This is a genomic window from Clostridium sp. KNHs205 (genome assembly GCF_000702945.1).
Classification (GTDB): domain Bacteria; phylum Bacillota; class Clostridia; order Lachnospirales; family Lachnospiraceae; genus Anaerocolumna.
In genome coordinates, this window is record NZ_JNLE01000003.1 from 3,360,205 (window position 1) to 3,372,882 (window position 12,678).

Below are 12,678 nucleotides of genomic sequence, written 5' to 3' on the forward strand. Positions count from 1 at the left end.
TTATTAACAATTATCTATAGAATATTTACAAATTTGGGAAATCATATTAGAAACATAACTTTCCTTTGGAATTCAGGCTTAAGGTAGCTGACAACCATGTAATTACATAGAAACATTGACATATTTTATAGTTAGATTTACAATTTGGTATAATATTTTAAGCCCTAATACTGCCTGTTCTCAGTACAAGCATCGGGAAGGCACTAATAGTCAGCTTGTCATTTACGAAAGGAGTTATATGAAAATTACGGAATTTCCATCCCCCTTATTCAGAGATCCAATTTACGATGGTGCAACTGATCCGGTAGTAATCTGGAACAGAGAAGAGGAATGTTATTATATGTTCTATACCCAGAGAAGGTCTGCTTCTGTACAAATAGGTGTATCCAGCATTCATGGCTCCAAGATAGGAGTTGCTTCCTCAAAGGATTTAATGAAATGGCTGTATAGAGGAACATTGCCGGGACTTGATATTGAACCTGGGCACAATACCTTCTGGGCACCGGAAATCATTTATGCGTTGGGTGAGTATCATATGTATGTATCCTATATAGCCGGTATACCAACAGACTGGAATTATGAAAGAAGAATGCTGCATTATACGGCAGGTAATCTATGGGAGTGGAAATATGCTGGTGAAATAGAGCTTTCTTCCAAGAGGGTAATTGATGCCTGTGTCTATGAAGTAGAAGATGGCCTGTTTAAATTATGGTACAAGGATGAAAATCATGACAGTCATACCTATGCTGCCATAAGCAGGGATCTGTATCACTGGGAAGTGACAGGAGAAGAAATAAGTGACTGTTCCCATGAAGGTGCCAATGTCTTTGAGTTTGGCGGTGTGAAATGGATGATTACGGATTTCTGGAAAGGCTTGGGGGTATACCGGTCAGAAGATTTTACCCGTTGGAATCGCTGTAAGGCTGATATCTTAGAGAAACCAGGCGTGAAACTAATGGATACCGGAATCGGTCATCATGGGGATGTACTGGTAATTGGTGATGAAGCATATCTGTTTTACTTCTGTCATCCCTTTGAAAAAGAGGAAAGTGACAGCAGAAAGGCAATTACAGCAGTACAGGCAGTGAGACTGACAACAGACGGTAATAATTTATATTGTGAAAGAGATGAAGGATAGGACATGTATAACATTCTGATAGTGGAAGATGATATGACCATAGCTTCCTTGTTGCGGGAGAATCTGGTTAAATGGGGTTTTCAGGCGGTGTGTGTTTCAGACTTTAATAAAGTGGCTGAGACGGTTTTAGAGCTGTCTCCCCATTTAATTCTTCTGGATATTTCCCTGCCCTTTTATAACGGCTTTTACTGGTGCAGTGAGATCAGGAAGAAATCAAAGGTGCCAATCATATTCTTAACCTCACATACAGAGAATCTGGATTTGGTAATGGCTATGAATCTGGGTGGGGATGATTATATCACCAAACCCTTTTCCATGGATGTGGTGGTGGTTAAGATACAGGCACTTCTAAGAAGAACCTATGATTATTACGTGGAGAGTAAAACACTGGATATAAAAGGGGTATCACTTAATTTAGCAGATACCTGTCTGGAAACAGCCGGACGGGTTATAGAGCTTACCAGAAATGAATTTAAGATAATGAAACTTCTAATGGAGAATAAGAATCGGGTGGTATTGCGGGAAGAAATTATGGAGTGCCTGTGGAACAGCGATTGTTTTGTAGATGACAATACCCTGACTGTGAATGTAAACCGTTTACGAAAGAAACTGGAGGATATGGATTTAACAGATTTTGTACAGACCAAGAAAGGTATGGGGTATATGATTCATGATTAAGGATTATCTTAAGTACCGCATTAATCTTATATTGCTGTTGCTGATATTATGGATTATATTTCCCTTGGTCAGCTTTCTTTATGATCATGAACTGATATCCATCCTTTATGCATTGATGCTCTTTTCCTTTATTGTACTGATTTATTTTGGAATTGATATTTATTTCTATCAGAAGAGATGGAGAAGGTTAAAGGTTATAATAGAGAATAAAAAGCTGGAACCTATGGAGCTGCCCCTTTCTTCTAATGCGCTGGAATTAAGCTATCAGGACATAATTACGAACCTTTATAATGATATGAAAACGAACCTGCTGGCCATGGAGAAGGATTACCGCGAGCAGATGGAGTATTATACTATGTGGATGCATCAGATCAAGACTCCTATAGCAGCTATGGAACTAACAATAAAAAACAGCCGGAGTTCTCTGGATAACAGGATTATAGAAGGAGAGTTGTTTAAGATAGAACAATATGTTGAAATGGCACTGCAATATGTAAAGATTAAGAATCTGGCTTCCGACCTTGTAATCCGAGAATATGAACTTATAGAAATAGTAAGGACAAGTATAAAAAAGTATGCCTCACTTTTTATTAATAAGAAATTAAGCGTAACCATTGAACCTTCCAGCTTTTTTGCATTAACAGACAGTAAGTGGATTTCTTTTATAATCGAACAGCTATTGTCAAATGCAATCAAATATACGAATAAAGGTGGAATAGCAATCTATACGGATGCAAACAAACTGGTAATAGAAGATACGGGTATTGGTATCAGACCGGAGGACCTTGAGAGGATATTTGAGAAAGGCTACACCGGTTATAATGGCAGGCTGGATAAAAAAGCCAGTGGTATCGGCCTGTATTTATCAAAGAAGGTTGCGGATGCCATTTCAATCCGTATTGTAATCAAATCAAAGCTTGGGTTAGGTACAAAAGCTATTCTTGAATTTCCCGAAAACCCCGTTGAAATATTTGATTAAGGTGTGTCCGAAACTTATAAATGTGACAAGATTGTAAGTTTAAATTTATATATGTAATGTTAATCGATGGAAACAGGAGAAGCCTTTCGTTATAATTAATGCATAAGAACAGCTAAATTCTGGATTGTGAATTTAACGAAATAAAAACAGCAGTAAAATGAAAGGCAGGATCAACATGGAATTATTACAGGTTCAAAATCTTAAAAAAGTATACAGCACCAGATTAGGCGGACAGAAAGTCAATGCCTTGAATGATGTCAGCTTTGACATAGCAAAAGGTGAGTTCATTGCTATTATGGGAGCTTCCGGTTCCGGTAAGACTACCTTGCTCAATATTATAGCATCTTTGGATAAACCTACTTCCGGAGAGGTCTATCTGGAGGGGAAGGGACTTTCTGTAATAAAGGACAGAGAATTGTCAGCCTTTCGAAGAACAAATCTGGGGTTTGTATTTCAGGATTTTAATCTATTAGATAATTTCTCGGTTAAAGACAATATCCTTCTTCCATTGGTACTTTCGGGAGAAACAGTAGAGTCAATGGAAGAAAGGCTTCTGCCTCTTGTAAAGCGGCTTGGGATAGAGAAACTCCTGGAGAAATTCCCTTATGAAGTATCTGGTGGAGAGAAGCAAAGAACGGCTATGGCCAGAGCAGTTATAACCAACCCCAAATTGATACTGGCAGATGAACCTACCGGTGCTTTGGACTCGAAAGCTTCTACACTGGTACTTTCTCTCTTCGAAGAACTGAACAAGAATGGCCAGACAATTCTTATGGTAACCCATAGTGCCATGGCAGCAAGCTATGCAGGAAGAGTTCTGTTCATTAAAGACGGGGAGCTTTTTAGTCAGGTATATAAAGGTACGGATAGCAAGAAAGAATTCTTTGATAAAATAGTCTCTAACCTGTCAGTGCTGTCAGAGGGAGGTGCTGACATTGGCTAAGAACTTTTACTTACGAATGGCAGCTGCTAACTTAAGAAGAGACAAAGGGATGTATGTTCCTTATGCCGTATCCTATATTATCTTTTCCGCCATTTATTTTATGGTAGTCACCCTTATGACAACTGACGGGTTAAAAAATGTTCCGGAAAAAGACAATATAAAGACAATGTTTGCCTTAGGTATGATCATAATGAGTATAACCACGATCATATTCATGTTATATATCAACAGTTTCCTGATAAAAAGAAGAAAGAAAGAATTCGGACTTTATGGAATACTGGGTCTTGAGAAAAGACATATAAGCCGTATTATTATCTTTGAGAACTTTATATTAAGCTTTATATCCCTGGTACTTGGTATTGTATCCAGTTGTGTGTTCGGAAATCTGATATTTTTATTGCTGCTGAAAACTTTAAAGGTGTCTCCTGACAGCCATTTTTCCTTAAACTGGCAACCTTTTTCAATAACTACAGTGTTGTTTGCGATTATATTCGTCTTAACCACAGCATTTAATTTCATACAAGTAAGGACTGCTAACCCCATTGATTTGTTAAAAGGAGGGCAGGTTGGTGAAAAGAAAGTGCGATTTGTCCTGTTAAAGACCATGATAGGAACAGCTTTATTGATTGCAGCTTATTATATGGCGAATACCGTAAAAAATGGCGGTGCAGCTCTTAATCAATTTTTTGTTGCTGTTATTATGGTTATAGTGGCTACGAACTTACTGTTCCAGGCCGGAAGCCAGTTTGTTTTAAAGAGGTTAAAGAACAGGAAGAAATTCTACTATAAAGCAAATAATTTTATTGCAATCTCCGGATTATTCCACCGTATGAAGCAGAATGCTGCAGGTTTGGCTAATATCTGTATTCTTTCAACCATGGTTCTCGTTACAATTTCCACCTGTGTTGCTCTTTATCTGGGACAGGAGGATATGTTAAAGTACAATAATCCAAATGACCTTGAGATTATGGTACACGACCAGCTATCAGAGGAGAAGATAAACAGCATAAATGATATTATTGAAAAGGAAGCCAGTGAAAAAGGAATAAAGATTCGTGATTTATATAAGTACTATAGGGCTACTTCTTCTGTGTTTTTGCTTAATGGTAGGATATTACCCTACAATAGTCCTGAAATTGACAGGAATATCCCCATGTATGAACTATGGTCACACATTCGTGGACTGCAAGTGGTTCCTTTAGCAGAATACATCGCTGTAACCGGTGATAACCGGGAACTTGCAGATAATGAGGTATTATTAGTAACGGATAAAGAGAATCTTGAAGTAATAGATACGAAAACCTTCGGTAAGGATTATGTTATAAAGGATACTTTAAGTGATACAGTCTTTAACATAGGAAAAAATACTCCCGTTACAGATATATTCCTTGTTACAGCTGATGAACAAAGTGCTGAAAAGCTCCTTGAGAATATTTATCAGCAAAAGTGGGATGATACTAAGAGCTATAAGTTCGTTCTGAATATGGAAGGAAATGGAAAAGATCTGCTGGACTTTACCTACAGTCTTAAAGAGAAAATAGTAAGTGCTGCAGAAGACAAAACAATTTCAATATCTTCCATTGACTTAAGACGTCAGGAGGATTACAGCCTTTTCGGAGGATTACTCTTTCTTGGGATTTTCTTTACTATCATGTTCTTATGTGCAACCGTTCTGATTATTTATTTTAAGCAGGTTTCAGAAGGTTATGACGATAGAGAAAGATATGAAATACTTCAGAAAGTAGGGATGGATGATAAGGAAGTGAAAAAAACCATAAGCAGGCAGATCCTGCTGGTATTCTTCCTTCCTCTTGCAGCAGCAGTGCTTCATCTTAGCGCTGCCAGACATATGATACTAAAAATGCTTGAATCCTTCTACTTGTTTGATACAATGCTTTCAACTGTCTGCATCATTGGTTCAGGTGTGATATTTGCTGTAATTTATGTATGTGTTTATAAGTTTACCGCAAGGACATATTACCGAATTATTAAATTTTAATAATTAAATCCCAAAGTTTAATGCATCACAAATGTTATCTCGTTGTATAGAGATACCCCTGAAGTTTTCGGTTAATGAAAATGAAGGGGTATTTTTTCGTGTATGCTTTATAAATCAAATGAATAAGACTGAAATTATACCGTGCAGTTGAATAAATAAAAACCCATTATAAAATGCTCAGACTATAATTTTTTAACCAGGTAGATTTACAGCCACTTAAGTGCCATGAAGGACTTTTCAATAAATAACTCATGATTACAAACCAAGCTTACCTGGTATTTTCAAGCAATTACATCCTGTATTAGCTGTGATTATCGTTAGGTATGCTGTATTAATTTCTGGCATTTTGTGCTATACTTAAATTATTATTGCAGAAATCAAACAGATAGCTTATTTAACGGCTTGAATATGAAAGGTGTTCATATGTATTCATCGAAAGAAATCAGTGTATTTGATATAATCGGCCCAAATATGATAGGGCCTTCAAGTTCCCACACTGCGGGAGCCCTAAGAATAGCAAGACTTGCTGCTAATATGGTGAAAAATCCTATTAAACAGGTAGTCTTTACGCTGTATGGATCCTTTGCCATGACATATAGAGGGCATGGTACGGACAGAGCTTTGGTAGCAGGAATTTTGGGATATGATACAGAGGATGGAAGGATTAAAGAATCTTTTCATTATGCAGAGGTTGCCGGATTATCCTATGATTTCATCATAAACAAGGAAGAGAAGGATCTTCATCCTAATACGGTTGACATTCTTATAATTGATGAAAAGGGAGAAGAAACCTCCGTTACCGGTATCTCCGTTGGTGGCGGAAGAGCAGAACTTAAGAAAATCAACGGTGTGGAGATAGATCTGTCCGGTGATTATTATACGCTTGTGATCAAGCACAGAGATTTACCGGGTGTGGTGGCAGCAGTTACTCATATTCTGGGGCAATTTTCAATTAATATTGCATTTATGAAGTTATACAGGGAAAACAAAGGTGCTATTGCTTATTCCATAATTGAAGCAGATGATATTATTGAAGAAGCAGTAATAGATGAAATAGAAGAATTACCCAATATATATCAAGCCTTTCTCATTGAAAAGCTATAAAGAGTAGGAGACTAACAGAAGATGGAATTTAAAACAGGAAAAGTGCTGCTTCAATTGTGCAAGGAGAATCAAATTCCCATTTCTGAAGTTATGCTTCTAAGAGAAATGGAGATTAGTCAGACTGACAGGGACACGGTATTTTTAAGAATGGAACATTCCTGGAATATTATGAAGGCAGCTGCCAAAGATGCACTTACCAGAAAGCTTAAATCCATGGGAGGCTTAATTGGCGGTGAAGCTTTAAAACTGACACAAAGAAGAATGTCCGGTGATCCTTCAGCTTGCGGAGGACTTATGTCAAAGGCAATATCCTATGCTATGGGTGTTCTTGAAGTCAACAGTTCCATGGGACTGATTGTTGCTGCACCAACGGCAGGCGCTTCCGGAGTAATACCTGGTACCTTTCTTGCAATGCAGGAGGAGTATGGCTTTTCGGATAAACAAATGATCATGGCCCTGTTCCATGCAGGTGCTATCGGATATCTGATAACCTATAATGCAACCATTGCCGGAGCAGAAGGTGGTTGTCAGGCAGAGGTTGGCAGTGCATCTGCCATGGCAGCATCAGCGGTTACAGAGCTGCTGGGGGGAAGCCCTGAGAGCAGTCTTCATGCTGCTACCAGTGCAATCTCTAATCTTCTGGGCCTGGTTTGTGACCCAATCGGTGGTCTGGTGGAGGCACCTTGCCAGCAGAGAAATGCAATAGGGGTATCTAATGCTTTAATATCAGCAGAGCTGGCTTTGAGCGGAATTCGTAATGTAGTGCCCTTTGACGAAGCGGTTAATGTTATGTACCGTGTTGGGAAGGGGCTTCCGGGTGAGCTTAGGGAGACTGCTCTTGGAGGAATGGCAGCGGCACCAAGTGCTTGTGCTTTGTGTGGGCTTTGTAATTGAAAGATGGTTTTTCGCAGGGGGACGGTAAATTGTACAAACCAGAAAAAACTCATGCTTCGATTCCAAGGTATAAGAAGTCCTAATTCTCTGGATATTTTGTGCTTGACATATAATAAAACAGAAACTCGCTGCGCTCAGACAATCTGTTTTATTATATAGCACAAAATATCCAGAGAAAAGGACTTCTGTTATGTAGTGACTTTTGTCAAGTGTAAATTTTGAAGAAATCACTTTTGGGTTTTCCAATGTCTGAGAGCATATGGAAAAAGCCTTAGACGTAACAGCTTCCGGCTTTGACCACTCTGTTATACGTGGATTGGTTACCACAGGTCAATGGTCCGCCGTGAGTTCTACTGTCTAATGGCGTGAATCAAAGTATTTTATTACAATGTCACATAGAAGTCCCGTAGATAACTCGAACCATAAATGTTTTCTAAAGCTTCTTCCATATGTCCTCAGTCGTTGGTTGGGCAGATGGAAAGCTGACATAGTCTGCCTTACATCTGCTTAACTACCCTGCATGTTATCCGGCGGCTCCTGTCAAGGTCTCTTGCCGCTTTAGCGGTGCGAAGCAGCCTTGACCGGAGTTGCCAGATAACATATCTCTTTTTATGCCATGTGATCTGTCATCAGACCCCATATGAAACAAGCTAATTCTCTAGCGACTGCTGTTGCTGCTACATTTCGATTCGTGTTATTTTTTAATGTCATCCTGTAAAACTTCCTTCGGAGTCTTTCGTTCGCTTTATCTGCATAGGCTATTACTTGTGCAGAATTTCCCTTCTGTCTTCTCTTTAGATCTAACGACTTATGTCCGATGGCACCTCTTGTATAACTTTGTGCCGATTCTACTAAAAGCTTTCTGATATGAGAATTTCCAGCTTTGGTAATACCTATTCGTTTCTGCTTTTCTCCACTGGAATCTTCCCCGGGTACAAGTCCCAGGTAGGCAGCATATTTTTCTGCTTTGGCGAATCGCACAAAATCGCCTGTCTCAACTACAACAGATAATGCCGTATGTGTTTTTACACCTATAAAACAACGAAGCTTCTTCACTTTTTCCTGATACCTCTCACCGCAAGCCAGTTCCTCTATTCTTTGGTCAAACCTTGCAATTTTATCGGTAAGATATTCGTAGGTAATAAAATATTCCTCCAGACTTTCTTGTATAAGGCCACCCAGATTTAAAGATTTTAACCAATCTATATGCTTAAGGGTCCAGTAGTTTTTACCCTCTGTAAAATGAAACCCTTGCCGGAGAACCAACGCCAGAATCTGTTGTTTTACGATTTTTAATGCTTTCTTGTTATCGTCACGCATACGGAGATATTCCTTTACCGCTTCGTCCTCTTCCGTTGGTATATGCACCGCACTATAGGTGTGAAATGCGAGGCATCTGGCTATATTACCTGCATCCTTTTTATCTGTTTTAACCCGGTTTGTATTAGTTATTCCCATGGTTGTCGGTGCTAGTATGATACATTTAACACCATGGTCTGTCAGCTGATGATATAACGTATAGCCAAGACATCCTGCTTCATATCCACAAACAAAGGTTACATCGTCTGTAAAACGAGCCCTTACCTGCTCCAGATATTTTAGAACCTGCCTATAATCAGGAGCTATCTTTTGGTGGTACTGAAGTTTATCCTCCTCAAATCTGTAGCAGCAAAGGTTGTAACTTTCCTTATGGACATCCATTCCGATATAAACTATACTATTCATTGTAGTGGCCTCCTTTTGTATGCGGTAATTCCTATCACCATTATTCTTAACAAGTAATAGTATATAGGTAAATCCACGATGGTGCAAATGTGTGGTCACTACATATTGTCTAATACCTTTCCATAGGCGCATTCGTTCTTTCTGGTTTTTACAATTTACCTGAAATCCAATGGAAAATAGGCCTTGAATTTTTAATTCATGGTTGTAAATTAATGTAATAAGAAGTGCGGCAGTATAGCTGTTGTGCTTCTTTTTTTGTACAAAACCTGCTGTATAGTTACTATTATTATAAGGCTTTTATTAAAATAACATTAGAACACAAATTTTTCTTGACAATTCCTTTGTGATTGTTTATATTTTATTTATCAAACAATATTATACGACATATAATATAGCGGATTGGATAATATAATATATTCAGTATTATATAAATTGATATATTATGAGTATTTAATGAATGGTTATTTTTGAATTCTGTCAGAAAGGAAGAAGTTATCATGGTATTTAATACAGGAGCAGCTTTACTGGATGCCATTGTTCTTGGTATAGTATCCAAAGATCAGGAAGGTACCTATGGCTATAAAATAACCCAGGATATCCGCCAGGTTATTGAAATATCGGAGTCCACCCTGTACCCGGTACTCAGACGACTTCAGAAAGAGGATTGTCTGGAGGTCTATGATCAGGCATTTGACGGCCGGAACAGAAGATATTACAAGATTACGGATAAAGGGAAAGCCCAATTAAAACTTTATATAAAGGAATGGAAGATTTACGCGGCTAAGATTAATAACATTTTTGTGGGGGTGGAAGTCTCATGACAAAGAATGAGTTTATACAAGAGCTGGGATATCTGCTGGTGGATATTCCGGAAGAGGAAAGAAATGAAGCTCTTGAGTTCTATCGAAATTATTTTGACGAAGCAGGACTGGAAGAGGAAGAAACTGTTATCAGGGAATTAGGGTCTCCGAAGGAAGTAGCAGACAGTATCAAAAAATCCCTTGAGTATGGAAGTACGGAGGAAGGATACTTTTCTGAAAACGGTTACCATAATGCTTATCAGGAAAAGCCCAATTTACCGGTTTTCAGCAGATATATAAGAAACGATAAAGATACCGGCACTAATAGCAGTGATAGAAGCACTACGGCAGGCAATAGTGATTCTAACAAAAATAATAAGAGTAACTACAAAAATAGCAGCGCAAAAGACTTTAAGAACAAGCATAGTACCGGAAATACCATACTTTTAATTATTCTCTTATTCTTTGCTATTCCAATGGCAATTCCGGTAGCAGCAACAATATTTGGATTATTTGTTGCAGCAGTTGCTGCGATTTTCAGTATCTGGATAGCATTTTTTGCCGTATCTGTTGCACTACTGATTACTGGTATTGTTCTTGCTATATCAGGAGTATTGCAATTATCCATCTCACCAGCTCTGGGCTTAAGCTTAACTGGGGGCGGATTTATAGTTCTTGGTGTGGGAATACTCTTTGCTATTGCCACTATCTGGATAGCAGGGAAAGCAATACCTGCTGTATTTAATTGGATTAAGATGATTTGGAACAAGATTTTCCAAAAAAGGAGGGTATACTCATGAAGGTATTTTTGAAAAATCTATTCCGAATTGCCGGAGGAGCTATAGCAATAGGCCTCATTTTGGGAGTGGTAGCCTTTAGCATGGATAATCAGGTATATGCCAAGTGGAATAAGGTTAATTTTAATCTGGTAAATGGTTGGTTTCATTGGGTAGATGAAGATTATTACAATGATAATAGTAAAGATTTTGATGATGATTATGAGGATAGCAGTGGTAGATCAGATTATAAAGGTGATGCAGAATCAAAAGAGTATCTCAAAGAAGCTGCTTCCATTGACAATAAGGAGACAGCATCGGGATATCCCATTACTTACGAAGGTATAAGTGAACTTGAAATAAATATGCTGGCTGGAAAGCTCCGGATAAGAGAAGGGGATACCTTTTCTATTGATGTAAGTGATAATGGTGAGAACAGGATAGTCAGTGAAGTAAAGGATGGTAAATGGATTATCAGGGAGAGGAGCAGTTCCTCCGGGGATGCCGGGACCTTAAGTGTATTTGGAGTTGACATTGATCTTGATGATATGGAAAGGAGAACCGATGCGGTTGAAGTCAATATCACCTTGCCGGAAGATTTTATTGCAAAGGAAATTGATCTAACCGTTGAAGCAGGTCTTATCAACGCAGATAGGCTCTCTGCTAATATTGGTAAGTTATCCGTAGGTGCCGGTTCCATTATCATAGACGAATTGCATATTGATACGAAATCTACTTATGAAGTTGCCGCAGGTAATCTTAAAATAAGTGAAGCAGTTATCCATAATGCCAAAATCGAATGTACTGTAGGCAGTGTAGATATTGACGGAGTCATAACAGGTGAGAGTAAAATTAGTTCCTCTATGGGTTACATTGATTTAGATCTTGAAGGTGATAAAGAAGACTATGATTACTCCATTAATTGTAAACTTGGCTCTCTTTCATTAAACGGTGATAGATACAGCGGTATCAATACCCAGATAACACAAAAGAGCAAAGCAGCAAACAATATGATTTTATCCTGTGATTTAGGCGGCATAGATATGGATATAGACTGATGTTCAAAAAATTTATAACTGTTAGAGCAATTTGAATCTAGGTGCATTATCTAAAGAAATATATGGTATAATAAAGCTAATAAATTAAAAGCATGGTGCTGTCAATACTATATTGCTGCAGCAGATTTTATACAATATAAAATTTATATAATAATATAAAATAAGAAAGGAAATGCCGCAGTCTCCCAGCAGCCGGAATACGAAAGGCAAAAGACTGGCAATAAATATGCGGCAGGGTACAGAATATGGAGGATAAGAGATTATACCGTTCCAGAAGTAACAGAATGATTGCGGGAGTATGCGGCGGAGCAGCTGATTATTTGAAGGTGGATCCCACAATAGTCAGACTGGTTTTTGTATTGCTTGCATTTTTCGGTGCCTCAGCAGGTATCTGGATTTATTTGATTGCAGCAATTATAGTTCCCAATGAACCGTAAAAGCTGATATGAATTTAGAATATAGCAAGACAAAAATAAGCCGGCAGCATATGCAGATACGGCTTGTTTTTGTTATTTTATGAATAGTTATTTACAGGAACAAGTAATTATGATAAAGTATTTTTTAATGACCATGAATAGAAATAT

12 protein-coding genes are annotated in these 12,678 nt (G+C 38.2%); 11 read left to right on the forward strand and 1 reads right to left on the reverse strand.

The genetic code is table 11. The annotated features are described in order from the left end of the window. The first annotated feature begins 238 nt into the window (after positions 1 to 238). The 7 genes from BR73_RS0113890 to sdaAA all read left to right on the forward strand — a co-directional run bounded on the left by BR73_RS0113890 (position 239) and on the right by sdaAA (position 7,735). Positions 239 to 1,138, forward strand: coding sequence for a family 43 glycosylhydrolase (locus tag BR73_RS0113890; protein WP_033166015.1), 900 nt, complete (start codon positions 239 to 241; stop codon positions 1,136 to 1,138). Between the two features lie 3 nt (positions 1,139 to 1,141). Then, positions 1,142 to 1,816: a response regulator transcription factor gene (locus BR73_RS0113895; RefSeq protein ID WP_033166016.1), complete on the forward strand. Its 675-nt coding sequence runs from the start codon at positions 1,142 to 1,144 to the stop codon at positions 1,814 to 1,816. Beyond that, a complete protein-coding gene (locus BR73_RS0113900) occupies positions 1,809 to 2,795 on the forward strand; it encodes a sensor histidine kinase (RefSeq protein ID WP_033166017.1) in 987 nt (328 codons plus the stop codon). The genes BR73_RS0113895 and BR73_RS0113900 overlap by 8 nt, the downstream gene beginning before the upstream one ends. A gap of 175 nt (positions 2,796 to 2,970) precedes the next feature. Beyond that, positions 2,971 to 3,738 (forward strand): ABC transporter ATP-binding protein, encoded by a 768-nt coding sequence (locus BR73_RS0113905; RefSeq protein WP_033166018.1) that lies wholly within the window; start codon positions 2,971 to 2,973, stop codon positions 3,736 to 3,738. Further along, complete coding sequence (locus BR73_RS0113910) at positions 3,731 to 5,737, forward strand: ABC transporter permease (protein ID WP_033166019.1); 2,007 nt, start codon at positions 3,731 to 3,733, stop codon at positions 5,735 to 5,737. The genes BR73_RS0113905 and BR73_RS0113910 overlap by 8 nt, the downstream gene beginning before the upstream one ends. Before the next feature lie 423 nt (positions 5,738 to 6,160). After that, positions 6,161 to 6,841, forward strand: a complete 681-nt coding sequence (gene sdaAB, locus BR73_RS0113915; protein ID WP_033166020.1) for an L-serine ammonia-lyase, iron-sulfur-dependent subunit beta — start codon at positions 6,161 to 6,163, stop codon at positions 6,839 to 6,841. Positions 6,842 to 6,862: 21 nt separating this feature from the next. Beyond that, a complete protein-coding gene (gene sdaAA, locus BR73_RS0113920) occupies positions 6,863 to 7,735 on the forward strand; it encodes an L-serine ammonia-lyase, iron-sulfur-dependent, subunit alpha (RefSeq protein WP_033166021.1) in 873 nt (290 codons plus the stop codon). A 609-nt stretch (positions 7,736 to 8,344) separates the two neighbouring features. On the opposite strand, the gene BR73_RS0113925 is transcribed toward sdaAA, so the two are convergent. Further along, positions 8,345 to 9,460, reverse strand: coding sequence for an IS110 family transposase (locus BR73_RS0113925; protein WP_033164370.1), 1,116 nt, complete (start codon positions 9,458 to 9,460; stop codon positions 8,345 to 8,347). Positions 9,461 to 9,957: 497 nt separating this feature from the next. Here BR73_RS0113925 and BR73_RS0113930 point away from each other — a divergent pair, with 497 nt between their 5' ends. From BR73_RS0113930 to BR73_RS0113945, 4 genes are all read left to right on the forward strand, one after another. Then, entirely contained in the window at positions 9,958 to 10,281 is a 324-nt protein-coding gene (locus tag BR73_RS0113930) for a PadR family transcriptional regulator (RefSeq protein ID WP_033166022.1), read from the forward strand. Continuing rightward, positions 10,278 to 11,060, forward strand: a complete 783-nt coding sequence (locus BR73_RS27470; RefSeq protein WP_051685206.1) for a DUF1700 domain-containing protein — start codon at positions 10,278 to 10,280, stop codon at positions 11,058 to 11,060. The genes BR73_RS0113930 and BR73_RS27470 overlap by 4 nt, the downstream gene beginning before the upstream one ends. Further along, on the forward strand, positions 11,057 to 12,094 hold the full coding sequence (locus BR73_RS0113940; protein ID WP_033166023.1) for a DUF4097 family beta strand repeat-containing protein: 1,038 nt from the start codon (positions 11,057 to 11,059) through the stop codon (positions 12,092 to 12,094). The genes BR73_RS27470 and BR73_RS0113940 overlap by 4 nt, the downstream gene beginning before the upstream one ends. 245 nt (positions 12,095 to 12,339) lie before the next feature. After that, entirely contained in the window at positions 12,340 to 12,531 is a 192-nt protein-coding gene (locus BR73_RS0113945) for a PspC domain-containing protein (RefSeq protein WP_033166024.1), read from the forward strand. Positions 12,532 to 12,678: the final 147 nt, after the last annotated feature.

What these genes read in the sequence shown, in the direction of transcription:
- BR73_RS27470 (WP_051685206.1), top strand. Translation starts at nt 10,278, where the DNA reads ATGACAAAGAATGAGTTTATACAAGAGCTGGGATATCTGCTGGTGGAT.
- BR73_RS0113890 (WP_033166015.1), top strand. Translation starts at nt 239, where the DNA reads ATGAAAATTACGGAATTTCCATCCCCCTTATTCAGAGATCCAATTTAC.
- BR73_RS0113895 (WP_033166016.1), top strand. Translation starts at nt 1,142, where the DNA reads ATGTATAACATTCTGATAGTGGAAGATGATATGACCATAGCTTCCTTG.
- BR73_RS0113940 (WP_033166023.1), top strand. Translation starts at nt 11,057, where the DNA reads ATGAAGGTATTTTTGAAAAATCTATTCCGAATTGCCGGAGGAGCTATA.
- sdaAB (WP_033166020.1), top strand. Translation starts at nt 6,161, where the DNA reads ATGTATTCATCGAAAGAAATCAGTGTATTTGATATAATCGGCCCAAAT.
- BR73_RS0113900 (WP_033166017.1), top strand. Translation starts at nt 1,809, where the DNA reads ATGATTAAGGATTATCTTAAGTACCGCATTAATCTTATATTGCTGTTG.
- BR73_RS0113925 (WP_033164370.1), bottom strand. Translation starts at nt 9,460, where the DNA reads ATGAATAGTATAGTTTATATCGGAATGGATGTCCATAAGGAAAGTTAC.
- sdaAA (WP_033166021.1), top strand. Translation starts at nt 6,863, where the DNA reads ATGGAATTTAAAACAGGAAAAGTGCTGCTTCAATTGTGCAAGGAGAAT.
- BR73_RS0113945 (WP_033166024.1), top strand. Translation starts at nt 12,340, where the DNA reads ATGGAGGATAAGAGATTATACCGTTCCAGAAGTAACAGAATGATTGCG.
- BR73_RS0113905 (WP_033166018.1), top strand. Translation starts at nt 2,971, where the DNA reads ATGGAATTATTACAGGTTCAAAATCTTAAAAAAGTATACAGCACCAGA.
- BR73_RS0113930 (WP_033166022.1), top strand. Translation starts at nt 9,958, where the DNA reads ATGGTATTTAATACAGGAGCAGCTTTACTGGATGCCATTGTTCTTGGT.